Source organism: Streptomyces sp. NPDC029152 (genome assembly GCF_055564355.1).
The window spans coordinates 414,302-436,744 of record NZ_JBVHWR010000002.1 but is presented as its reverse complement, the minus strand read 5'-3'; the positions used below and the strand labels follow the sequence as shown (position 1 = coordinate 436,744).

The window sequence follows — 22,443 nt, the reverse complement described above, 5'->3', positions numbered from 1 at the left end:
CGGGCACGCCGGCTGCCGTTCAGGGCGGTCTTCGAGAGGCTGTGAGCAGCGGTCGGAAGTGGTGCAAGGTGAAACTGCTTCCGCCGCCGTGCTTGTGATCGACATGGTGTTCGGGCCGGCAGATCAGCCGTGAGCGTTCGCCGTGCTCGCAGCGGGCCGGAGCGGCGACGGAGAAGCGGCGCTGGAAGCGTCCCCGGACCAGGATGGCGGGTATGCGTCCGCGCCGGGCCCAGGTCCGTGCGGTGGGCGGCGCCCTCGAGAAGCCGGCTTCGTCCTCGAAGCACAGCCAGGTGTCGCGTGCCGTCACGGACCTTCCGCCTGCGGCCAGGTCTCCTTCGCCCAGCCCGCCACGGCCTTCTCGTCACGCTCGATGGCTCGGCGGGCCGGGGCCCGGTGGCCGGAGCCGTGCCGGTGCGGCACCCGCGCGATCGCCGGCAGCGTCATGCTCCTGTGGAACCGGCGTCCGATCAGCGTCCTGGTCCGCGCCGGCGCCCACGTCTGGTCCGGCCGGCCGTGCGCGACCGGCTCCTTGGCGAACTCCTGCCCGGGGGTGCCTGCGGGGGGTGTGGGGGCGGTCAGGCGTCGGGGTCGACTTCGGGGTGCGTGAACCGCACGGGCTTGCCCAGCGACCGGGCGTAGGCGATTTCGGCTCGGGTGCTGTCTCCGATGTAGTCGCCGACCACGAGCACCTCGTCGGCGAGCCGGATCTTCGCCCGGTGCAGATCGTCGAGTCGAACCTTCAGCGCCTCGGCCTCGACGGGATCGGACCAGAATTCGTGCGGCGACTTCATGTCGCAACCCGGCTTGACGACAATCCTCCCGGCTTTGGTCTCCCGCAGATCGGCCTCGGTCATCTCGGTCATGAAACGGGTGGAGCCGCAGATCACGACGATACGCGGGAGGCTCAGCAGTTTCTTCGCGTCGGCGAGCTTCTCCTCGGGGGTGAGCGGTTGCGGGTATGACACTGGTTCCTCCAGGTGATGTCGTCCACGGGGTGGTGCTGGTCTCGGGCGTCCTGCGTGTGCTCGGTGCTCTGCTCGCTGTCGCGAGCGTACGGCGCAATCCTGAGACGGCCGGTCGCTGAGGCATGGCGGCCCCTGCCCGGCCGAGGCGAGTGGGCACACCGCGAGGACGGGAACTCCTCCATGCCTCGGCCGGGCCGTCGAAGGGGTCGTGGGTCGAGGCAGCGCTGCCCACCTTCCACCGCGTCGCCGGCGACGACCGGGTCGTCACCACCTCCCCCACCCTCGGCTGCGACGACGTCTCCGAGTTCGTCAACCGCTACGGCGGCCTGTACGTCATGCTCGGCGTCCAGGACGCCGAACTCGGCGCCGCGCACAACCCCGTCCCCGCCCCCGGCGGCCGCGGCCTGGTCCCCAACCACAGCCCCCGTTTCTACGCCGACGACCCCACCCTCGTCACCGGCGTCCGCCTCCACGCCCACGTCGCCCACGACCACCTCGCCGGAACCCTCCTCCCGGACCAGGACGGCTGACCGAAGCAGCAGACGACCGGCGCGAGGTGGTTCCTCAGGGCTTCTGCCGGGTGGGGCGGACCCGGATGCCGTCGAGGTGCACACGGATCGGCCGGCTCACCGCGAAGGCGATGACCGGAGCGACGTCCTCGGACATGAACAGCGGACCGCCCTGCTCGGCGGTCTCCTGGAAGCCTGAGCGCACGGAACCCGGCTCGATCAGCGTCACGCGGACGTCGTGCGCGCACACCTCCTGCCGCAGGGCCTCCGTCAGCGAAGGGACGGCGGCCTCCGTCGCGCCGTACACCGGGTCGGCGGCGGACACCTCACGGTCCGCGGTGGAGCCGATCACTACGATGTCCCGCGCCCGGCGCCCCCCGTCGCCCTCGGCCTGCCGGACGAACCCGGCCGCCGCGGGGCGCATCTGTCGCACGAGGGCGAGGAGGCCGGTCTCGACCAGCGCCTCCCACCGGGCGGCGTTCGAGCCGAGCAGGGTGCCGGGCAGGCCCCGCCCGGCGCAGGCCACGAAGACGCCCGCGGGGGCGGCCCACTTCCGCTCGGCGGCCGCGAAAAGCTCCTCGGCGTAGGCGGCGGAACCGGTCATGCCCCCGGAGTGCGGCAGCACGGTGCCCGGGGCGGCCGGAACAGGGCGACACCCGTGCCCGCGGTCACCGTTGACACGAGACGGTGTGCGGGCACGAGCAGCCTCTCTTCCCGGTCGGCCGGGTCAGGTGCCGGTCAGGCGGCGGGCGACGACGGTGCCACCTCGGTCGACGGCTGCCGTGGCACCCACGAAGATCGCGCCCTGCAGAACGGCAGCGGTCGCCGCCTCGCCCCACCCGCGCTCTTCGCCGGTGGCATCGGGCGCGTCCTCGTCGTGTCCGAGCACCTTCCACACCTGCGGGGACAGGCCACCCGCCAGAACGCCGCCGAGGGCTCCGAGTGCCGGGCCGACCTGCTCGTAGGCAGCCTTCGACGCCTTCGCCCTGCCCCCCTCCTGCGACTACTTCCTCCTCTTGCGGCGCAGCAGCAGGCAGGCGACGGTGAGAGCTGCTCCTGCGGCGATGAGGGGAGTGCGGTTGTTGCGTACCGGCTCGGGCGCCTGGTCGTACCACATCTGCTGGGCCTGCCCCGCCTTGGCCTTCGCCTGGTCTGCTGCCGCGGCGGCTTTGTCCTTGACCGGGTCGGGCAGCTTCTCCTCCACGAGGCGCGCGGCCTGGGCCGCCTTGGCCTTGGCCTGTCCCGACAGCTCTGCCGCCTTCGCGGACGCCTGTTCCTTGGCCTGGGTGGCCTTCTCCTGGGCGCGGGCCTTCACATCCGTCTTGTCGGCCAGGGCCTCGACCGTCTCCCCCAGTTCGTGGCGGGTCTGCTCGACCTGCTCGCGCAGTTCCTCAGGGCTCTGGGCGGTGGGCTCGTCGTGGGGCGGCTGGGTCATCGCTTGGCACTCTCCTTGATCTCGGCCACATCGGCCTTCACGCTGTCGATGGTCTGCTCAGGGGCCGGCGGCGCGGCCCGGGTGACTTCCTTCTTGCCCGTCAACGCCAGCACACCCGTGACCACGCCGAGCACCGCGGTCACGATCAGGGCCGCCGCCCACACCGGCAGCACCACCGCGAGGGCGCCGACCACCGCGACGATCAGCGTCTGCAGGGTGAAGAAGCCGGCCAGACCGGCCCCACCGAACAGGCCGCCGCCCTTGCCGTAGCGCTTGCCCTTCTCCTTCATCTCCGCCTGCGCCAGCCGCATCTCCGCCCGCACCAGCTCGGTCAGCTGCTGCGACGCACGTTGCACCAGCTCCCCCACCGGCTCGCCACCCGAAGAAGAACGCCCGGCGTGGCCGTCACGGTCGTGACGGCTCGTCTCGATCATCGTCGTCACCCTCCTGCCGTAGTGTCCGCTCGAGTCCCACCGGGACGCGGAGGAACACCTGCCGGACAGCACTGACACAACTCGTTCACAAGATCACCCTGTGCAGCAGGCGCGGCAGCCGGCAGACCGCCCACGCGCCGATGCCGCCGACGGCAGCTCCGACGGCGACGTCGCTGGGATAGTGCGCGCCCGAGTGCACCCGTTGCGCCGCCACCGCCACGGCCGGCAGCGCGCACACCGCGTCGGCCGCCGGCCACACCACCGCGACCGCTCCGGTGAACCCGGACGCGGCCGCGGTATGCCCGGACGGGAACGACGAGGAGTCGGGTCGGTCGTCGACGTCGTCGTGCGGAATCAACTCCTCGGGCGGGCGCCGACGCCCCCACAGCGGCTTGATCACCGCGTTGGACAGGACCTCGGAGACCGCCATCGCGGACAGTCCCGCCAACGCGGCCCGCTTGCCCCGCGTACCGTCCACCGCTGCCATGGCCGGCGCGGCACCCCACCACAGCTTGGTCCGCTCCGCCGCTTCCCCCACCACCGGCACGCACCTGCGCACCCACTCGGGCCGCCATGCGGCCACCCGCCGCAACGGGCCCTGCTCCACTCGGTACAGTTCCGCTTCCACGTCGACGGACATGGGCGTCACCGTTGTGCCTCGCGGCGATCCTGCTCGTCCCAGGCACGGGTGTCGCGCGGTGGTACGTAGGGCTCCTTCCGGGGGTCCATACCGCCGGCGATCGCACGCTGGCGGGCCATCTCCGCGTCGAACTCGAGGCCCAGCAGGATCGCGATGTTGCTGACCCACAGCCACACCAAGAAGACGATCACTCCGGCCAGCGTGCCGTAGGTCTTGTTGTAGGAGGAGAAGTTGGCCACGTAGAACGCGAACGCGGCCGACGCGAGCATCCAGATCCCCAGCGCGACCACGCTGCCCGGACTGACCCACCTGAAGCCACGGCCCTTCACGTTCGGGGCCGCCCAGAACAGGATCGCGAGCATGAGGACGACCAGGACCACCAGCACCGGCCACTTCGCGAACGACCACACCGTGAGCGCGGTGTCCCCGATGCCCAGGGCGGATCCCGCCTGCTGGGCGATGCCCCCGGTGAAGACCACGATCAGCGCGCTGACCACGGCCAGGACCAGCAGGACGATCGTCACCCCGACACGCACCGGAAGGATTTTCCATACCGGACGTCCCTCCGGCATGTCGTAGACGGCGTTGGCGGCGCGGATGAACGCCGCGACGTACCCGGAAGCCGACCACACCGCCAGCAGGAGACCGACCACGGCCATCAACGACCCGACCCCGCCACGGCCCTGCAACTGCGTCACCGCATCACTGATGATGTCCCGGGCCGAACCCGGCGCCAGCTTGCGCAGGTTCTCCAGGACCTGGTCGGTCGCCGACTTTCCCGCAAGGCCCAGGAGGGACACCAGGACGAGAAGCGCGGGGAAGAGCGACAGCACCCCGTAATAGGTCAGCGCCGCCGCCCTGTCGGTGAGTTCATCGTCCTGAAACTCCTTCACCGTTCCCTTGAGCACCGCCCACCACGACCGCTTCCCCAACTGCGTGGGCTCATCCGGCGCCCGCCGCTCCACCTCCGCGCCAGGGCCCACCCGCGGTTCCGACAGCGTCGTCCCACGACCTGCCGTCCCACGCGCCCTGCCCTGGTCCTCTCCTGATGTCTCTTCCATGGGACCCGGAGTAACCGCGCCCGATGTGAACATGCCCCGACCATGGAATCGGCTCCGAACGCCGTGCCGGCCTCGCCACGACGGAGAGGCTGATCCCGAGCAACGGACACGGCTGCGCAAACACGCGACGGTTCGCTGCTGGTTGTGGGAGTCCGGTGTCGTCCTGTCCTTCCGTAGGCGCATGGCGGTGGAGGAGGCAGAAGTTCCCCCGGCACTCCCCCACGGGACTCACGAGGCGGTCGCCCTCGCCAGGGCGTGCCTCCCGCCGGCCGGGAGCCGCCCTGGAGGAGGGCGCGCTCCGCTCGCCCCAGGGGGCGGTGGGGCGCCCCCTCGAACGGCCGAGGCGCACGTGCTTCTTCACTGTTCCGGCTCGCGCCGCCAACTGCTCGTCTCGGTCGGCCCCTCGGGTGCGGCCCGGGCTCCGTGGTCTCGCCGCCCGGGCCGAAGCCTTCGCGTCGCCCACTGGACGCTCTGCCGTAGTCGACCGCAGTCGGGGGGGATCGCCGCGGGTGAGCGGGGTACGCGGCGAAGGCCGGGAGGACTCAGAGGAGGTAGGACACGTGCGACAGCCGATTGCCTGGATGTTCGCGCTGCGGGGTGCGGCGGCCGTGGCGTTCGGATTCTTCGCCGTGGTCTGGCCCACCGTGACGGTGACGGCGCTCTCGCTGCTCTTCGGCGTCTATGCGTTGATCGACGGCACCGCTCGACTGGTCTGCGTTCTTCGCCCGCACAAGGGTCACGACGAGCCGCACGCGGCTCGGGCCGGTGGCGGCGTCGTCGGCGTGACGGCCGGCTTCCTCGCAGTGGCGTGGCTGGGCTTCACCGGCTGGACGCTGGTCGTTCTCATCGGTGTGTGGGCCATGGCGACCGGGGCTGCCGAGATCTGGACGGTCCTTCGTTCCCGCGGTGCGGCTCACGAGTGGGTGCCGCTGGTGACCGGTGCGGCCGCCATCGCCGCCGGGCTCCTGCTCTGGCTACGCCCTGATCATGGGGCGGCCGCCGTCGCCGACGTGGTCGGCGGTTACGCACTCGCCAGCGGAGGCCTGATGCTCACGGCGGCCTGGCGACAGCGGGACACCATGATCCCTTCCCCGGAGGCCGCACGTCGTATCTGAGGGCCCAGCGGGCCCGGGTGGAGGGGCGAGGCCCGGGACGGAACCTGGGCCGGGATCGTCATCCGCCCCAGGCCGATGCGGATGCGAAGGGCCTGATCACCTGGGACGTGAACGCAGCGAGGCGACTCTCCGCAGTGCGAGTCGGTCCTGGACGCGATCCGGGTGCCGCGGGCCGGTTCCGGCCGGACCCGTGGACGACCGGACCGTGTCCGGGCCACCAGGGCGTACGAATCCCGCCGCAACCGGCCCTACCTGCGGAGTCGCGGCAGCAAGGCGACCATTCCAGCCCGGGCGGACCGGGCCCGCAGCCGCCGGGGACTCGGCTCCCGAGGCGGCCGGCCACCGAAGCCCGACAAGACCGGCTACCACGGGTGCCACGCGGTCGAGTGCGGGATCAACCGCCTCGAGCGTCACCGGGCCGTGGCCACGAGACACGACGAGCTTGCCGTCCGTTACGGGGCAACAGTGTTGGCGGCAGTCCTCGACGAGCGACTGCGACCGGTGAGTTCTGCCGTCGGCATCAGTCTGCCGACTTCGGTTTCGGCACGGCGCAGGCGTCGGCGACAGCCCGCGTGTCCCAGTAGAACGGACGGACCTCGGTGATCCGTCCGTCCTTGACCGTGATCGCTTGCAGGACGGGGAAGCCGAGTTCACGGCCGGTCGCGCGAGCGCGAGCACGGACCTGGGTGAGCACGACCGCGGTCTCGCCGGTGGCCAGGAACTCCTGCTCCACCATCTCGAACGACTCCCGCACCTCTCCCGTCTTGAGGAAGAACTGCGTCATGCCGTTGTGTCCACGCCACGTGCCTCCGTAGGGCAGGGCATCTGCTTGACGCAGCTCGACATCCGGCGCGAAGAAGGGGGCGAGGAGGTCGAACGAAGCCTCGCCGGGGCCTCCCGCCGCCAGGTACTCCGCCTCGGCCGCGTACATGCCGGTGAGGACTGCTGCCGACTCCGTGGTGGATGACATCGTCATGCCGCCAGCATGAGGACCGCGGCAGAACCTTGCCGGCGGCGATCAGACATCGTCGTGCCGCACGGCCGGCACTTCCGCAACGCGCCCTCACGGGCTCGTGCACGGTAGGCGGTGAGGCGTCGAGGATCTCAGCGGGGCTTGGTGATCACACCTGCCGTGCCGGGAGCGGGTCCGCGGTCTGCTGCTGGGACAGCAGGTCAGTACGTCGTGAGTGACCCCGTGGCGGAGATGGACCGGCGTGGCAGGAACCGGGCGACGAACACCAGCGGCTTCCGCACGCCCTGGACGGTGCAGGTCAGGTGGAAGCGTAGGCCGATCACGGACTTGATCCGGCTCAGGGTCCAGCGCTGGTCCTCCCAGCCGTGCGTGGCCGTCCCCTCGGCCGGCTCCGCCTCCGGCCACGCGGGTCCGGTCATTTGCGGGTTGGCACCTGCTGGTACCCGCCCCACCCTGCCCGACCTCGGCTTACCCGGCGTAACGTTCAGCAAGTTGATCACGCTCTTACAGGTGATGCCGGTTGATCACCGGTGTGACGTCGCAGTCCCCACGCGCCCGTCGTGGGCTGCACGGCGTCGGGCGTCCGCCCCCTCCGCTCGCCGGGGAACGGGTCCGCCTGTGCGATCACGGTCCGGAAAGTGGCCTTCCCAGCTCTCGAGGAAGGGGTTTGCCGAGAAAGAACACTTCGTCATGGCTTGTGCCTCTTCCTGTACGGGTCGCACTGACCGCCGCAGCCATTCACAGAAAAAGCACGTCTCCTTGATACCTACGAAAGTCCGGTCCGCTCCGCCCCGGCATGCCCGCACCGTCACCCACGGCCGGGTGCGGGGTGTGTATCTGCCTCGCCTCGCGGACGCGGCCGCGGCCTCCATGGCCACCTACGGCATCCCTTTGCTGGTGCTGGGCACGACGAACTCCTCGTCGCTGACCGGGATCGCCTTCGTGCTGGCGTGGGCGCCCCGGCTGTGCACGTTCAGTCTGGCCGGAGCGGCCGTCGACCGTTTCGGGCCCGCACGGGTTTTTCGGCTGGCCGCCACGGCTCGAGCACTGGTCGCAGGGCTTGCGGCACCCGCCTTGGCCATGACCGACGACGAAACGGCCTCGAGCCTGGTGATGCTCCTGGCGGCGTGCGCGGGGTGCCTGACCCAGTTCAGCTACATCGCGGCCGAGAGCGTCGGCGCGGTCGCCAGCCGGGACGCCGACGGCGCGGCACACCGTGTCCAGTCGGTCCTGCTGGGCATCGACCAGACAGCCGCTCTGGTCGGTCCTGCGGCAGGCGGCCTCCTCCTGCAGTGGGGGGGCTCCAGCGGCATGCTCGCGGTGATCAGCGGTTTGTCGGTGCTCTCGGCCGCCATCGCCCCGCGCTCACGTCACGCGCCTTCGCCGGCGCCGGAGGCGACCGGACCCGTGGCGCGGGGGTGGCGGACCGGGTGGTCCACGCTGTGCGCGCTGCCGAGACTGGCGTGGCTGGTGGCGGGGCTGGCACTGTCCAACCTGGCCATCGGTCTTCTGGAAGCCGCAACCCCGGTGATCGTGGTGAAGCAACTCGGCCGGTCCAGCGCCTCGGTCGGGCTGGTGTGGTCCTGCGCGGCCGCCGCCTCGCTGCTGGCAGTCACCACCTGCCGCGTCACGATCGACCGGTGGGGGCTGACGAGGGTGGGCCGCTGTGCCGCTGTGGTGATGACCGTGTCGTGCTTCCTCGTCGCGCACGCCGCCTCCTACCCCACCTACCTGACCCTGGCCGCCGTCTTCATGGCCGGCGACAGCGTCCTGGCCGTCGTCCTGCGCACCCTGCGATCCCACCTCATCCCCGCCGAAGTGTTCGGCAGCACGCTGTCCGTGACCGTGCTGATCCTCCTGCTGCCCTACCCCCTCGCCGGCATCCTCATGGCACTCGTCGACCCGGCGGACATACACACGGTGATCACCGTCTGCGCCGTCCTGCAATGCCTCGGCCTCCTCTGCGCCTTCACCCGCAGCGCTCACCCCCGGCCCCGCCACGGCAAGCACCGCAGACGAGGCGACGCAAGCCCCTGCCGATGACGGGTGGACGGCCGCCCACCCGTCCCAGTGGTAGACCGCCCCGCACAGACGGGAGAAAGGTTCCCGCGCCGTCCGTCTGCGCAACACGGTCGGTACGAACGGTGAGACCGGTCGTGCCGTCCCCATCGGCGGGAGAGGATCTCGTCCAGGTCGCCGGCATCGGGGCCGATGTGCTCGTGGTCGCCCGTGGCCGGACGGCGTACCCAGGTCCGCCACGGCCACGCGGAGCCCTCCCCGGCGGCCGCGGGACCAGCCTCGCGCGCCGCCCCGTGAACGCGGGGGCGAGGTCAGCGGCCGGCCCCTGGACGAAGCCGGCCTGCGCCATCTCCTGGACGCTCCGCGCCCGCTGTCGGACGCGGAGCCGGGGAACCCGGCGCGGAACGGGAGGAGCGACCACGGTTTCCGCTCCGTGCCGAACCGGTGAGGGCGTCGGGCGCGCGTTCCCCCGAGTGGGCCGTTCGGACGGGGCCGGGCCGGGCACCTGGAGTCCATGACCACCGATGCAAGCCGCCTCCGGCTGGTGCAGACCGTGCTCGACAGCACCGACGCCCGCCGACTCGCCGAGTTCTACCGGTCCCTGCTGGGCCTCGACTACGCCGAGGGCGACGAGCCGCCCCCGGCCGGGCAGCCGGACGAGCGCGGTCGGGACTGGCTGGTGCTGCGCAGTCCCGACGGCGCACCGCAGCTCGCCTTCCAGCAGGTGGAGCACCTGCGCGAACCGGACTGGCCCGACGGCCCGGTGCCCCAGCAGATGCACCTCGACCTGAGCGTCGCCTCCTTGGAGGAGCTGCGCGACCAGCACGAGCGCGTGCTCGCCCTCGGCGGCAGCCTGCTCAGCAACCGGGACCGGCCGGACCCCGACGACGAGGAACGCTTCCGTGTCTACCGGGACCCCGAAGGACACCCGTTCTGCATCTTCGTCGCGGAGCGGGACGAGTAGCCCGCGGGCGCACCGCGGATGACGGCGGGGCCCTTTCCGGCGGAGGCCGGCAAGGGCCCCGTGGGGGACTCGTCCGTGGGCGCACGGGTATCCGGTGCCCATGACGATGGGACACCTGCTCGTGATCACGCCCGGCATCCGCGCGTACCGCGAGTACCTGCTGCAGTCGATCAGCCGCGACTTCCGCGTCCATCTGGTGCTGGCCCGGTCCCCCACGTGGGAACTGGCGTACACGGCCGGCCACACCGTGGTGACCGACCTGGCCGACGTCGACGGCCTCGTGCGGGTCGCCCGGGCGGTGGACGCCGAACGGGCGCTGGACGGCGTCATCTGCTGGGACGAGACCTGGATCGAGCAGACCGCGCAGGTGGCCGCCGCCCTCGGACTGCCGGGAGGGGACCGGCGGTGCGTCGAGCGCTGCCGGGACAAGTACCGCACCCGTGCGGCCCTCGCCGCCGGCCGGGTGCCCCAGCCGCGCTCGGTGCTCGTCTCCGGGCACGAGGAGGCCCTCGCGGTGGCCGGGGACATCGGCTACCCGGTCGTCGTCAAGCCGCGGGCCCTGGCCGGGAGCTTCGGTGTGGTGCGGGCCGACTCCCCCACCGGCCTGGTGGAGGCCCTCGAGTTCACGGACGCGAGCGGCGCGTGGGCGCCCGACCTTCCGACGCACGAGCGGAACATCCTGGTCGAGGAGTTCGCCCGGGGGCCGGAGATCAGCGTCGACAGCGTGGTCCACCGCGGCACGGTGACCCCGGTCTGCCTCGCCCGCAAGGAGGTCGGCTTCGAGCCCTACTTCGAGGAGACCGGGCACGTCGTCGACCCGGACGACCCGCTGTGGTCCGACGGGACACTGGCGGACGTGGTCGTGCGCACGCACGCCGCGCTGGATTTCACCGAAGGCGTGACCCACACGGAGATCAGGCTGACGCCGGCCGGGCCGAAGGTCATCGAGGTCAACGCCCGGATCGGGGGAGGCATGATCCCCCTGCTGAACCTGCTGGGCGGTGGCCCGGACCTCGCGCTCGCCGCCGCCGACGTCGCGTGCGGCAGACCGCCCAGGCTGCGGGCGGCCGCCGGACACCGCCGGGTCGCCGCCATCCGCTTCTACTACCCGCCGAAGGACGACTCCGTCATCGCGGACGTCCGCTTCGAGAAGTCGGGACTGCCGGAGCAGGTGGTGCGCTGCGGCCCGCTGGCGGCGGCCGGAGAGGTCAAGTCGCCCCCGCCCCGCGGGCTGATGGACGGCCGGGTCGCCTACGCGATCGCCCTGGCCGCCGACGCGGACACCTGCCGTGCGGCGCTGGACGAGGCGGGGCACGCCCTACGGGTGGACGTGGTCTGAGACGGCCGGCCCGGGGGCGGTCCGCTCAGGGCGTGCTCGCCGGTGCGGTGGCCCGGGCCTCCTCGGGAGGCTCGGGCCTGAGGCTGTCCAGGGTGCGGACCTTGCGCAGCGGGGACAGGATCAGGAAGAGACTGGTGCTCAGCAGCCCCACGGTCCCCACCACCAGCGCCCCGCGCAGCCCCAGGTGGGTGCCCAGCCAGCCTCCGAGCAGCGAGCCGACCGGTTTCATGCCCAGGGCGACGAAGAGGTAGGCGGCGTTGGTGCGGCCCAGGAGCCGCTCCGGGGTCACCGTCTGGCGGATCGTCATGGTGTGCACGTTGCAGGCGGTGATGCCGAAGCCCTGCACGAAGAAGGTGACGGCGAAGAGGGGAGCCGCCCAGGTGCCGCGGTGCGCGACCGGCAGCAGCAGCGGGGCCAGGTCGCCGATCACCGCGGCGATCACGAGGGTGCGGCCCAGGCCCACCCGGTGGGCGAGACGGTCGGTGAACGCCGCGCCGAGCAGTGCGCCCACGGCGCCGACGGACAGCATCAGACCGAGCGTCCCCGGGCTCATGTCCAGTTCCTTCACGGCGAACAGGGTGAGGATCGTCAGGACGATCTGCCAGCACAGGTTGTAGCTGGCGGCCTCGCCGAGGGTGGCCCGCAGGTAGGCGCTGGAGAAGGTGAAGCGGAAACCCTCGGACACCTGTGACCGTAACGGCGCGGGATCGATCCGGACGGGCTTCTCGCGCTTGCGTACCGCCGAGACGCCCAGCGCCGAGGCGAGGTAGGAGACCGCGTCGACGAGCAGGGCGAACGGCGCCCCCACGAGCTGCACCAGCGCCCCGCCCAGTCCGGGCCCGCCGATCTCCGCCACCGACTCGCTCGCCGTCAGACGGGAGTTGGCACCGGTCAGGTGTTCCCGCGGCACGATCGCCGGCAGGTACGAACGGTAGGCGATGGTGAAGAACACCCGCGCGGTCCCGGCCGCGCAGGCCAGCGCCAGCAGCCGGCCGAAGGTCAGCAGGTCCAGCGCCGCCAGCAGGGGGATGGCGCCGATGGACAGCGCCTGCCCCAGGCTGGAGAGGATCAGCACGCCACGCCGCTGCCACCGGTCGACCAGGACGCCGGCGGGCAGGCCGAGGACGACGTACGGGGCGAACGTCAGCGCGCCCAGCAGCCCCAGCTGTGCGGGGTTGGCGTCGAGGGTGAGAACCGCGGTCAGTGGCATGGCCAGCTGGTACACCTGGGTACCGACCAGCGAGGCGGTCTCGCCCGCCCAGACGAAATTGAAGTCCCTGCGCCAGCCTTCGGCCACGATGCTCCCTAGAGGTGTCGGCCCTGTCACCGGTGCCGGTCGGCACCGGCCGCCGTCCACGGGCACCCGGCCCGGGGACGGCGGTGGGACTGTCTCAGTGCCCCGGTTCCACGTCGTAAAAGCCGAAGCCGTCCAGATAGCAGACAGTGGCGAAATCCTGCAGGAGGACGGAGCGGTCCGGGTGGATCAGGCCCACCGTGACCGGTTCGCTCTCGTCGTCGATCGTGCGCACCAGTCGTTCGCCGGGCTTGAAGCGCTGGGTGACGCCCCGGCAGCTCTCCAGCTCCTCGATCAGGCCGATGTGCGGGTAACCGCGCAGGACTCCCTCGTACGGCGAGGCGAAGAAGGCCATGGCGCCGTGGTTCTCCACGGCGTACGGGGCGTCGGCCTCCTCGAGGAACCGGTCCGGGTCGGCGTAGGCCTGCACGGTCCGGTCGATCTGCGACTCGCCGGTCAGCAGGACGGCGTACCGGGCCACGTCCGCCCCGCACAGTCGTGCGCCGGCCTCGACCAGGCGCGGTCCCGCACCGGTGAGCATGACCTCCAGGTGCACCGGGCCCCAGAGGATGCCGAGGGCGTCGAGGACGCGGCGGGAGTACTCGACGACGGCGTGCCGGTCCGCGTCGTCGCCCGGGACCGAGGTCATGCCGTTGATCCGGTCGCGCATGCCGTTGACCGTGATCTTCTGGTAGCGCCAGACGTCCGTGACCCGGTGCCGGCCCCGGCAGCTGACGGTGTTCACCACGAACTCCGTGCCCCGCAGGTACTCCTGGGCGACCACGCCCTCGTTGGGGACGTCGAAGACGCTGTCCCGGGACATGATCCGGTGGTAGGCGGCGACCGCCTGCTCGGGGGTGTCGCAGAACGACACCCCGTCGTTGCGGGCGCTGCGCACCGGCTTCACGACGATCCGGCCGCCCATGGACCGGTGCCACGCCTCCAGCTCCTCGGGGGAGTCGACGCGCGCCTGCCGGGTGGTCGGCACTCCGGCCGTCCTGAGCGCCTCGATCTGGACGTACTTGTCGCGGCGGGCCTCGCTCAGCGCGGTTCCGTTGCCGGGCAGGCCCAGGGCCTCGTTGAGCCGGTCGGTGAACTCCACCCCCAGCTCGCTGCCCACCACGACGGCCTCCGGGCCGAACTTCGCCAGCCGCTCGACCATGTGCTCGAAGGTCCCGTCGTGGACGAGGTCGTCCCGGTAGCCGGTGAGGTCCGCCGGTCCGTAGGAGGGCGGGACCTGTGGCGTGGACTGGACGCGCACGCAGTCGATCCCGGCCTCGCGAAAGGCCCGCCCCACCTTGTTGACGGCGCCGTAGGGGTCGACGAGGGCGATGGTGCGTGGGTCACCCATGGTGTTCCCGCTCCACTTCGTAGAAGCCGTACCCGTCGAGGTAGCAGACGGTCTGGAAGTCCTTCTCGACCGTCGCGGCCTGGTCGTGCGCCAGGCCGATCGCCAGGGGTTCGGTGCCGTCGTCGACCGTGCGGCGCAGTCGCTGCCCGGGGGTGACCCGCAGCGCCATGCCCTGGTAGCTGTCGAGGCGTTCCACCTCGCCGAGCAGCGGGTACGACGTCAGGCGGCCCTCCAGCGGGGAGGCGAGGAACGCCATCGCGGCGTGCCCGTCCCTGCGGTAGGGGGTGTCGACGTCGGCGAGGAACGCCCCGGGGTCCGTGTACGCCTGCACCGTGCGGTCGATCTGGGACTCACCGGTGACGAGGACGGCGTACCGGGCCACGTCCGCGCCGCACAGGCGGGCGCCGAGCTCCACCAGGCGGGGGCCGCCGGAGGTCATGATGATCTCGAGGTGCGCGGGCCCGTGGGCGATGGCGAGGGCGTCGAGCACCGCGAGGGCGTAGTCCCGCAGCCGGCTCCAGCGCGGGTCCGACGGCGGCAGCGAGAGGATGCCGTTGATGCGGTCCCGGACACCGTTGACGTCGATCTTCTGGTAGCGCCAGGTGTCGGTGACGCGGTGGCGTCCGTTCCGGCTGACGGTGTTGACCACGAACTCCGTGCCGGTCAGGTACTCCTGGGCCACCACCCCCTCGTTGCGCAGGCCGAAGTCGTTGACGGCGCTGCGGATCCGCTCGTAGGCGGCGACGGACTCGGCCGGACCGTCGCAGACGCTCACCCCGTCGTTGCGGGCGCTGCGCACCGGTTTGACCACGACGCGCCCGCCCAGCCGCGCGTGCCACGCCTCCAGTTGCGCGGCGTTCTCGACCGTCAGCTGACGTGCCGTGGGCAGGCCCGCCGCCGCCACGGTCCGGATCTGCACGTCCTTGGTGCGCCGGGCGTGGCTGAGCGCGGTGCCGTTGCCCGGCAGGCCGGTGGTCTCGCACAGGGCGTCGGCGAGTTCGACGCCCTGCTCGGCTCCGGCGATCACCGCGACCGGCCGGTAGCCGGCCAGCAGCCCGGCCGTCGCCCCGACGTCGCCGGTGTGGACGAGGTTGTCGGCGTACAGGCCGAGGTCCAGTTCGCTGCGGTAGTGGGCGGGTATGTCCACGGTGCTCTGCACCCGCACGCAGTCGTGCCCGGCGGCGTCGAACGCCTTCGCCAGCCGGGCGGCCGACCCGAATCCGTCGACGACCGCGACGGTGGGACGGCGGGTCACGAGCCGTGCCCGACGACGGTGCGCAGGGCGGCCGTCAGCCGTTCCACCAGTTCGTCGGCCTCCTCCTCGCCCAGCACGAGCGGGGGCATCAGCACGAGGGTGTTGTTGGTGCTGGTCAGCAACAGGCCGGCGGCCTTGCAGGCGTCGCGTACCTCCGCCATCTCGCTCGCACCCGGACGGCCCGACTCCCGGCGCAGCTCGACGCCGATCATCAGGCCTTCGCCGCGCACGTCGTGGATGAGCGGTATCTCCTCGGCCGCCGCGCGCAGTCGCCGGCGGATCTCCGCCCCGGTGGTCCGCACCCGCTCCAGCAGCGTGCCGTCGGCCAGTTCCTCCAGGACGGCCAGTCCGGCGGCCATGGCGGCGGGGTGGCCGTCGGCGGTGCAGCCGTGCGGGAAGACATACTCCGGACGGGAGACGGCCTCGTCGAAGACGGCGTCCGAGCAGACCAGGGCGGCCAGCGGGAAGTAGCCGGAGGTGATGCCCTTGCCCAGCACCAGCATGTCGGGCAGGACGCCCTGCGAGACCGTCACCGACATCGCGCCCGTCCGGCCGAACCCCGTGGTGATCTCGTCGGCGATGAGGTGGATGCCGTGCCGGTCGCACAGTTCCCGGATCCGGGCGAGGGCCCCTTCCGGGGCGGGCAGGACGTCGGTGCCCATGACGGGCTCCACGATCACGGCGGTGATGTTCTCCGGCCCGCGCCGCTCCACGGCCCGTTCGAGGGCGTCCAGGTCCCAGGGGCGGACGTGGTGCACCTCCGGGGCGAGCGGAGCCTGCAGCGCGTGCATCTGCCGTTCTCCGGTGAGCGCGCCGGCCAGGCCCCCGGTGCCGTGGTAGCCGTTGGTGAAGGCGAGGACCTTGACGCGCTGCGTCTCGCCGCGGACCTTGCGCACGAAGCGCGACATGAGCACCGCGGCGCTGGTCATCTGGGAGCCGGTGCTGCCGAAGCGGACGTGGTTGAGGGGGTCGGGCAGTTCGGCGACCAGCCGGCGGGCATAGCGCAGGGAGATCTCGGCGGGTTCGTCGTAGCGGATGATCTGGGCCACCGGCAGCCGGCGGAGCTGCTCGGTGACGGCGTCCACGATCCGTTCGCAGCTGTAGCCGAGGGTGGTGTTCCACATCGCCGCCCGCGCGTCCAGGTACCAGGCGCCGGTGGCGTCCTGCAAGCGGCAGCCCTTGCCCTGCACGACGGCGGTGGCGTCGAAGCCGCCGTCCCGGACGGTGCGCGGCGTGAGGGAGTTGTGCCAGAGTGCGTCGTGGTCGTTCCTCAGCATGCCAGCGTCTCCAGCTTCTTGCGGTCGAGCTTGCCGTTGTCGTTGAGCGGGAATCGGTCCACCCGCTGGAACCGGCCGGGGACCATGTAGGCCGGCAGCCGGCCCGCCACCCAGCCGGCCAGTTCCGCCACCGGCACCGTGGCGCCCACGTACAGGGCCCTGAGGTCGGCGCCGTCGAAGAGGACGGCGGCGTCCTCGACGCCGGGGTGGCTGCCGAGGGCCGCCTCGACCTCGCCCAGTTCCACGCGGTAGCCGTGGACCTGGACCTGGGCGTCCAGACGGCCGAGGTGGGTCAGCACCCCGTCCTCCTCCACGACCCGGTCGCCGGTGCGGTACCACAGTCGCGGCGCCGGGGCGTCGTGCGTGTCGTGGACGCGGGCGCCGGCACCGGGCTCCCAGTCGAGGAAGCGGCCGGCGTTGTTCTCCGGGTCCAGGTAGCCCGCGAAGCGCTGCACGCCGCGCACGCACAGCTCGCCCTCGGCCGCGGGGCTGCCCGCCCCGTCCAGGACGACGTGTTCCAGGTGCGGCAGGCGGCGGCCGATCGGCACGGAGGCGTTGCGGGTCTTCGGCCAGTCGGCCGGGTCGGCCGGCAGCCGGTAGGCCGTGCAGGTGACGGTGAGTTCGGTGGGGCCGTACAGGTTCTCGATGACCGCCCGCGGCGCCGCCCGGTGCCAGGCGGCCGCCTGCTTGAGGGTCAGCTGTTCCCCCGCGAACAGACCCCACCGCAGGTCGGGGAGGCACCCGGGCGGCAGCCTGCGCATGCGCGCGGCCAGCGAGACCACCGACGGCACGGAGAACCAGTGCGTGAGCCGGTTCGCCCGGGCGAAGGCGGCCGGATCGGCGAGGTCCTCCCGCTGCGGCACGACCAGGGTGGCACCGCCGGCCCACGTGACGAACATGTCGAACACGGACGGGTCGAAGGTGAGGTCGAAGGTCTGGCTCAGCCGGTCGCCCGGAGCGACCTCGTAGCGTTCCACCTGGTGGGCGATGTAGGGGAGCACGTTGCCGTGCGCGATGGGCAGGCCCTTGGGGACGCCCGTCGAGCCGGACGTGAAGAGGATGTACGCGGGGGCCTCGCCGTCGGCCGGTGACGTGGCCGGGTCATCCGCCCCGGCCGTGGTCCCGTCCGCCGTCGCCGCCGGGGCACGGTGTCCCGACGGCGTGCCGTCCGCCGTCGCCAGGGCGAGCGGGACCGCGCTCTCCCGCATCAGGTCCTGCAGCGCGGTGTCGGTGAGCACGGTCCGCAGACCGGCCCGGGCGGCGATCGCGGCGTTGCGCTGCGCGGGGAAGACCGGGTTGAGCGGCACCACGGTCGCCCCGGCGCGCAGGACGGCCAGGTATCCGGCGTACGCCAGGGGTGAGCGGGAGGCCAGCAGTCCGATCCGCGCGCCCGGCGGGATGGGACCGAGATGGGCCGCGAGGCGTTCGGCGGTCCGGGCCAGCTCCCGGTAGGTGAGGGTCACGCCGGCCACGCACAGGGCGGGCCGGTCCGGGTGGCGCCGTGCGCTCCCGGAGAACAGGTCGGACAGTGAGTCAGACATGGCGGACCTCCCGGTCCATGAGGGTCAGCACGCCGTCCGCCGCGTGCAGGCGGTCGTTGCTGTAGTTCAGCGGGGCGGACCTCAGGTCGCGCAGCGTCCGCTCGAGGCCGGTCGGCGAGTCCCTCAGGTAGCCGTGGCGCATGCCCATCAGGTCCGTCAGCTCGTCGGCCGCCGCCGGGCACAGCTCGGACGCGGTCAGTTTCACCGCGTTGACGAGGAGCTGCACGGGCGCGCTCGTGGTGTCCTCGGCCGAGGCGAGCACCGACGCGGCGTGCGTGATCAGCGCGTGGACGGTGTCCAGGCGCTGGCGGACCCGTGAGAGGCGGGCGAGCAACAGGGGCGAGTCCAGGTCGTGGCGGGACCGCTCGGCCCGCAGCAGGGTCACGACGCGCTGGAGCGCGCCGTCGGCGGCGCCCTGCCAGCACGCCGCCCAGCCCAGGTGGGCCAGCGGCGCGAAGGTGCGTACCGCGATGTCCCGGAACGCCCCGTGCTCACCGATGACCTGGTCGCGGGGGATCTCGCCGGCCAGGTGCAGGGGCGCGCTGTGGGTCGCGCGCATGCCCATCGGGTTCCAGTCCCCCCGTGCCGTGACGGTGAGCTGGTCGCGTCCGGCGTAGACCAGCGACAGCTGGGACGGTGAGGTGGCGTCGGGGGCCAGGGCGGTGATGAGGAACCCGTCGGCGTGGCCGCCTCCGGTCACCACGGGGGCGAAACGGTCCACGCGGACGGTGGAGTCGTCGCCGGCCGTCAGCGAGGACCCGGAGGACAGCAGGTGTCCGCCGGTGGCGGCCTCGGTGGTCACCGAGGCCAGGTAGAGCTCGCCGCGGACGATGCGGGGCAGCAGCCGCTCCCGCAGGGGGCCGCCGTCCCGGACGACGGCGGCGACCTGCTGGCAGTGCATGGTGAAGATCATGCCGACCGACATGCAGGTGCGGGAGAGACGGCTGCTGACGGCCAGCAGTTCGTCCATGCCGCCGCCGGGGCCGCCGTCCTCGGCGGGCACCAGGAGCCCGAGGAGGCCGGTGCGGCGCATGGCCTGAAGCGCCTCGACGGGGAAGCGCGCCTCGCGGTCGCAGACCTCGGCGTGCCGGGCGGCCTCCGCCTCGACCTCGGACACGGCACGTTCGAGGTCGGCGGGCCGCCACGCCGTGCGGGGGAGGTCGGTGACGGTCATCCGGGCACCCCACTGGCGCGCAGGGTCCGCTCGAAGAGGGCGACGAGCCTGTCCAGGCGGCTGAGGTTGTCGGGGGTGAGTTCGCCCGCCTCGACCTCGGTGTCGAGTTCCTCCTCCACCCGCTCGACGATCTCCACGATGCGGAAGGAGCTGAACGTGGGCAGGTCGGTCAGTGCGGCGGTGCTGTGCAGGTCCGCCTGGTCGACGCCGAGGACCTCGGCGGTGATGCCGGTGACGACCGCGCGGACGTCGGGTGTCTCCATGATGTCTCCCGGGTGTGGTCAGGCGCCGAGTTTGGCGAAGCCTTCTGCGACGCGGACGAGGGCGTCGGCGACGTGCGGAAGGGCGAGTGGGTCGGGGGCCGCGAGGGCGGCCTCCTGCTCCTCGTCGGTGTCGCCGTAGAGCATGCTGGTGGCGGCCTTGAAGCGCAGTGCGCCGGGATCGTCGCCGAGGTGGTGCCCCGCCAGGACGGCCAGGCCGTGCTCGTCCAGCAGGTGGCGGGCGAGCGCCGCCGATCCGTCCACCCCCCGCTCCGCCAGCGCCTCGCGCCGCGGTTCGAAGTCGGGGTAGACGTAGAACGCCCCGGTGGGCGGCCGGCACGTGGCTCCGGCGGCGACCGCCGCGGCGTGCACGGCACGGGCCACGGCTCCGTGCAGCCGTGCGCTCGCCGCCAGCCGCTGCCGGATCTCGGGCGGGTCGCCGAAGGCGTACGCGGCGACCCGCTGCATCGGGCCCGACAGCGTGGACCACATGTCGCTGGCCACGGCCACCAGCCGGTCGCGCAGGTCGCGTCCCCGGACGCCGGGAGGCACCCGCAGGCCGCCGATGCGCCAGCCGCCGAGCGCCAGGGACTTGGACAGCCCCGTGGTCACCACGGTGCGGTCGGGGGTCACTTCCGCGGGGCTGAGGAAGGGGGCGCCGGGCCGGTGCATGACGTCGCGGTAGATCTCGTCCGAGACGACGACCAGGTCCTCCGCCTCGGCGATCCGGCACACCCGCTCGACCAGTCCGGCGGTGGCGAGCGTGCCGGTCGGGTTGTCGGGGAGCGTGAGCACGACGATGCGCGGATCGCCGCCCGCCCGGCGGGCGCGCTCGATGGTCTCCGGCAGGGCGTCCGGGTCGGGGATGCCGCCGCACTCGGCGGGGATCGGGACGCCGTACACCTTCTTGCCGGCCATGCGGGCCTGCGGCTCGTAGGAGTTCCAGCTGGGGCGCGGCAGGAGCACGTCCCCGGGCAGGACCAGGTTCAGCGCCATGAGCAGGGGCTTGCTGCCGGGGCCGAGGAGGACGTCCCGCGGGCCGGTGGGCAGGCCGCGGCGCTCGAAGTAGCCGGCGAGCGAGGCGAGGGCGTCGGGTGCCCCGGCCACGGGCCCGTAGGCGTTGCGGTGGGCGCCGGCGCGCAGTTGCTCCACCAGGGGGGCGAAGGCGGGCAGCCGGGACTCGCCGAAGCCGAGGTGGACGACGGAGCGGCCCTGGGCCCGCAGCCGCGCGACCTCTTCGTTGAGGGCGAGGTTGGGGGACATCGAGGTGTTCACGGCCGCAGCGCCTCCTGGATGTCCTGCGGCGCGTCGGCCGCGATCCTCAGGTCGCTGAGCCAGGTGGCGCTGGGATCGTAGTGCGCCCGGAACGGGCGGCCGACCAGGGCGGGGTTGCGGGCCTGGGCCAGCCGCAGCTGGAAGTACCGGTCCCCGCCGAGGGTCTCGACGCCGTCCACCACGACCTTGCCGGGCGTGGTGGACATCACCGGGCCGCGCACGGTGCGGGCGAGTCCCGGCAGGGTGCGGTAGGCGGTGTGGAAGATCTCCATCGCGCGGGCCAGCGGCACCTTGAAGTAGTCGTAGGGGCCGGTGTCGCGTTCGACGAACATGTAGTACGGGACTGCGCCGAGGGCCAGTTCGGACTTCCACATGGAGGCCCATGTCTCGGCGTCGTCGTTGATGTGCGCGACCATCGGGGCCTGGCAGTAGACCACGGCTCCCGTGGCCCGGATCCGCCGCACGGCCTCGGTCACCCGGGCGGTGCGCAGCTCGCGGGGGTGGGTGAAGTGGGCCATGACGGCGACCTGCTTGCCCGCGGCCGCGATCCGCTCGAAGAGCCGCAGCAGCGGGTCGGCGTCCGCGTCGCTCACGAAGCGCTGCGGCCAGTAGGCCAGGGACTTGGTGCCGATGCGGATGGTGTGGACACTCTCCACGCCGAGCAGCGGCTCCAGGTGCCCGGTGAGGCGGTCGGTGCTCATCACCATCGGGTCGCCCCCCGTCACCAGGACGTCGCTGACCTCGGGACGGTCGTGCAGGTACCGGACGAGCCGGTCCGGGCCGGGGGCGGCGAAGCGCAGGGACGGGTCGCCCACGAACTGCGCCCACCGGAAGCAGTAGGTGCAGAAGGAGTGGCAGGACTGTCCCTGCGTGGGGAAGTACAGCACCGTCTCGCGGTACTTGTGCTGCAGGCCGGCCAGCCGTTCGCCCTCGTGCACCGGCACGTTGTACTCGCGCTGCCCGGAGGGGTGGGGGTTGAGTCCGGCGCGGATCCGTGCGACCTCGGCGGCCATCTCGCGCTTGGCCGCCCCGGAGCGCACGAGCGTCTCCAGGGAGCGCTCGTCCTCCTCGGGGAGCATGCCGCGCTGGGGGAAGACCAGGCGGAAGAGCGGGTCCTGTGCCGGGTCCGTCCAGTCGATCAGCTCGTCGAGCACGTACTCGTTGACGCGGAACGGCAGGACGTGTGCCAGCAGGGCGATGCCGTCCCGGAGCTCCGGGGAGAGCCCGTAGCGCCGGACGATGTCGTCGATCTGCCGCGGACCGAAGGCACGGAAGCGGGTAGTGCCGACCGGTTGGTCGAGCATCAGTGTCATGCGGGGGTCCCTCTGAATTCGGCGGAATGGCTGGGCGACGGCAGGCCGGCCCTTGTCGGCGGTCGTGGCGTCGAGCGCCGATTACCCGTCTGGGATTCGTTGATTCGAGTTCTCTTCCGAAGCCATAAAAGGGTCGTATGGCGTCGATAAGAATGCCGAATTCCGGCCCCTGAACTGCTTTCATAATGCCCGCGGCCATGGACGATAAGGGTCCTCTATGGGGGCGAACGGAATTCGTTTGAAAGGTGG

General features: G+C 72.2%; 23 protein-coding genes and 2 pseudogenes. 5 read left to right on the top strand and 20 right to left on the bottom strand.

All coding sequences use genetic code 11. The features are described 5' to 3' along the window. Positions 1 to 19: 19 nt before the first annotated feature. The 3 genes from ACZ4V6_RS05890 to ACZ4V6_RS05880 all read right to left on the bottom strand — a co-directional run bounded on the left by ACZ4V6_RS05890 (position 20) and on the right by ACZ4V6_RS05880 (position 965). Positions 20 to 307, bottom strand: coding sequence for a transposase (locus tag ACZ4V6_RS05890; protein WP_467822826.1), 288 nt, complete (start codon positions 305 to 307; stop codon positions 20 to 22). Continuing rightward, entirely contained in the window at positions 304 to 444 is a 141-nt protein-coding gene (locus ACZ4V6_RS05885) for a helix-turn-helix domain-containing protein (RefSeq protein ID WP_467822823.1), read from the bottom strand. The genes ACZ4V6_RS05890 and ACZ4V6_RS05885 overlap by 4 nt, the downstream gene beginning before the upstream one ends. Positions 445 to 575: 131 nt before the next feature. Then, positions 576 to 965, bottom strand: a complete 390-nt coding sequence (locus ACZ4V6_RS05880) for a hypothetical protein (RefSeq protein ID WP_467822820.1) — start codon at positions 963 to 965, stop codon at positions 576 to 578. 149 nt (positions 966 to 1,114) lie between these two features. Between ACZ4V6_RS05880 and ACZ4V6_RS05875 the strand changes: the two genes are divergently transcribed. Further along, on the top strand, positions 1,115 to 1,495 hold the full coding sequence (locus tag ACZ4V6_RS05875) for a hypothetical protein (RefSeq protein ID WP_467822817.1): 381 nt from the start codon (positions 1,115 to 1,117) through the stop codon (positions 1,493 to 1,495). 34 nt (positions 1,496 to 1,529) lie between these two features. On the opposite strand, the gene ACZ4V6_RS05870 is transcribed toward ACZ4V6_RS05875, so the two are convergent. The 6 genes and pseudogenes from ACZ4V6_RS05870 to ACZ4V6_RS05845 form a co-directional block, all read right to left on the bottom strand. After that, a complete protein-coding gene (locus ACZ4V6_RS05870) occupies positions 1,530 to 2,078 on the bottom strand; it encodes an SDR family NAD(P)-dependent oxidoreductase (RefSeq protein ID WP_467822815.1) in 549 nt (182 codons plus the stop codon). Positions 2,079 to 2,201: 123 nt separating this feature from the next. After that, positions 2,202 to 2,417 (bottom strand): annotated as a pseudogene (locus tag ACZ4V6_RS05865) (DUF4235 domain-containing protein); the annotation flags it as partial. 60 nt (positions 2,418 to 2,477) lie between these two features. Next, positions 2,478 to 2,909: a DUF3618 domain-containing protein gene (locus ACZ4V6_RS05860; RefSeq protein ID WP_467822813.1), complete on the bottom strand. Its 432-nt coding sequence runs from the start codon at positions 2,907 to 2,909 to the stop codon at positions 2,478 to 2,480. Beyond that, complete coding sequence (locus tag ACZ4V6_RS05855; protein ID WP_467823148.1) at positions 2,906 to 3,343, bottom strand: phage holin family protein; 438 nt, start codon at positions 3,341 to 3,343, stop codon at positions 2,906 to 2,908. Before ACZ4V6_RS05855 ends, ACZ4V6_RS05860 begins: the two co-directional genes overlap by 4 nt. Before the next feature lie 85 nt (positions 3,344 to 3,428). Beyond that, entirely contained in the window at positions 3,429 to 3,983 is a 555-nt protein-coding gene (locus ACZ4V6_RS05850; protein WP_467822810.1) for a phosphatase PAP2 family protein, read from the bottom strand. A 5-nt stretch (positions 3,984 to 3,988) separates the two neighbouring features. Further along, complete coding sequence (locus tag ACZ4V6_RS05845; RefSeq protein WP_467823145.1) at positions 3,989 to 5,044, bottom strand: YihY/virulence factor BrkB family protein; 1,056 nt, start codon at positions 5,042 to 5,044, stop codon at positions 3,989 to 3,991. Between the two features lie 560 nt (positions 5,045 to 5,604). Between ACZ4V6_RS05845 and ACZ4V6_RS05840 the strand changes: the two genes are divergently transcribed. Then, on the top strand, positions 5,605 to 6,159 hold the full coding sequence (locus tag ACZ4V6_RS05840) for a DUF308 domain-containing protein (RefSeq protein WP_467822809.1): 555 nt from the start codon (positions 5,605 to 5,607) through the stop codon (positions 6,157 to 6,159). A gap of 520 nt (positions 6,160 to 6,679) precedes the next feature. Here the strand turns inward: ACZ4V6_RS05840 and ACZ4V6_RS05835 are convergent. Beyond that, a complete protein-coding gene (locus ACZ4V6_RS05835) occupies positions 6,680 to 7,135 on the bottom strand; it encodes a nuclear transport factor 2 family protein (protein WP_467822807.1) in 456 nt (151 codons plus the stop codon). Between the two features lie 260 nt (positions 7,136 to 7,395). Continuing rightward, a pseudogene (locus tag ACZ4V6_RS05830) lies at positions 7,396 to 7,530 on the bottom strand (IS630 family transposase); the annotation flags it as partial. 424 nt (positions 7,531 to 7,954) lie between these two features. Between ACZ4V6_RS05830 and ACZ4V6_RS05825 the strand changes: the two are divergent. The 3 genes from ACZ4V6_RS05825 (at position 7,955) to ACZ4V6_RS05815 (ending at position 11,454) form a co-directional block, all read left to right on the top strand. After that, positions 7,955 to 9,175 carry an MFS transporter gene (locus tag ACZ4V6_RS05825; protein ID WP_467822806.1) on the top strand — a complete coding sequence of 407 codons (1,221 nt, stop codon included), beginning with the start codon at positions 7,955 to 7,957 and terminating at the stop codon, positions 9,173 to 9,175. A gap of 490 nt (positions 9,176 to 9,665) precedes the next feature. Then, positions 9,666 to 10,115, top strand: a complete 450-nt coding sequence (locus ACZ4V6_RS05820; protein WP_467822805.1) for a VOC family protein — start codon at positions 9,666 to 9,668, stop codon at positions 10,113 to 10,115. A 100-nt stretch (positions 10,116 to 10,215) separates the two neighbouring features. Continuing rightward, positions 10,216 to 11,454 carry an ATP-grasp domain-containing protein gene (locus tag ACZ4V6_RS05815; protein WP_467822803.1) on the top strand — a complete coding sequence of 413 codons (1,239 nt, stop codon included), beginning with the start codon at positions 10,216 to 10,218 and terminating at the stop codon, positions 11,452 to 11,454. A 25-nt stretch (positions 11,455 to 11,479) separates the two neighbouring features. Here the strand turns inward: ACZ4V6_RS05815 and ACZ4V6_RS05810 are convergent, their stop codons facing one another. From ACZ4V6_RS05810 to ACZ4V6_RS05770, 9 genes are all read right to left on the bottom strand, one after another. Then, on the bottom strand, positions 11,480 to 12,751 hold the full coding sequence (locus ACZ4V6_RS05810; RefSeq protein WP_467822802.1) for an MFS transporter: 1,272 nt from the start codon (positions 12,749 to 12,751) through the stop codon (positions 11,480 to 11,482). 94 nt (positions 12,752 to 12,845) lie between these two features. Further along, positions 12,846 to 14,099, bottom strand: coding sequence for an ATP-grasp domain-containing protein (locus tag ACZ4V6_RS05805; protein WP_467822801.1), 1,254 nt, complete (start codon positions 14,097 to 14,099; stop codon positions 12,846 to 12,848). Continuing rightward, the gene (locus ACZ4V6_RS05800; protein ID WP_467822799.1) at positions 14,092 to 15,354 is read right to left on the bottom strand and encodes an ATP-grasp domain-containing protein; all 1,263 of its coding nucleotides are present in this window, start codon (positions 15,352 to 15,354) and stop codon (positions 14,092 to 14,094) included. Before ACZ4V6_RS05800 ends, ACZ4V6_RS05805 begins: the two co-directional genes overlap by 8 nt. Further along, entirely contained in the window at positions 15,351 to 16,631 is a 1,281-nt protein-coding gene (locus ACZ4V6_RS05795) for an aminotransferase family protein (protein WP_467822797.1), read from the bottom strand. The genes ACZ4V6_RS05800 and ACZ4V6_RS05795 overlap by 4 nt, the downstream gene beginning before the upstream one ends. Then, entirely contained in the window at positions 16,625 to 18,172 is a 1,548-nt protein-coding gene (locus tag ACZ4V6_RS05790; protein ID WP_467822796.1) for an amino acid adenylation domain-containing protein, read from the bottom strand. The genes ACZ4V6_RS05795 and ACZ4V6_RS05790 overlap by 7 nt, the downstream gene beginning before the upstream one ends. Beyond that, complete coding sequence (locus ACZ4V6_RS05785) at positions 18,165 to 19,346, bottom strand: acyl-CoA dehydrogenase family protein (protein ID WP_467822795.1); 1,182 nt, start codon at positions 19,344 to 19,346, stop codon at positions 18,165 to 18,167. The genes ACZ4V6_RS05790 and ACZ4V6_RS05785 overlap by 8 nt, the downstream gene beginning before the upstream one ends. Continuing rightward, on the bottom strand, positions 19,343 to 19,609 hold the full coding sequence (locus ACZ4V6_RS05780) for a phosphopantetheine-binding protein (RefSeq protein WP_467822794.1): 267 nt from the start codon (positions 19,607 to 19,609) through the stop codon (positions 19,343 to 19,345). The genes ACZ4V6_RS05785 and ACZ4V6_RS05780 overlap by 4 nt, the downstream gene beginning before the upstream one ends. Before the next feature lie 18 nt (positions 19,610 to 19,627). Continuing rightward, positions 19,628 to 20,869 carry a pyridoxal phosphate-dependent aminotransferase gene (locus ACZ4V6_RS05775; protein ID WP_467823143.1) on the bottom strand — a complete coding sequence of 414 codons (1,242 nt, stop codon included), beginning with the start codon at positions 20,867 to 20,869 and terminating at the stop codon, positions 19,628 to 19,630. An 8-nt stretch (positions 20,870 to 20,877) separates the two neighbouring features. Next, positions 20,878 to 22,194, bottom strand: coding sequence for a KamA family radical SAM protein (locus ACZ4V6_RS05770; protein WP_467822792.1), 1,317 nt, complete (start codon positions 22,192 to 22,194; stop codon positions 20,878 to 20,880). Positions 22,195 to 22,443 lie beyond the last annotated feature (249 nt).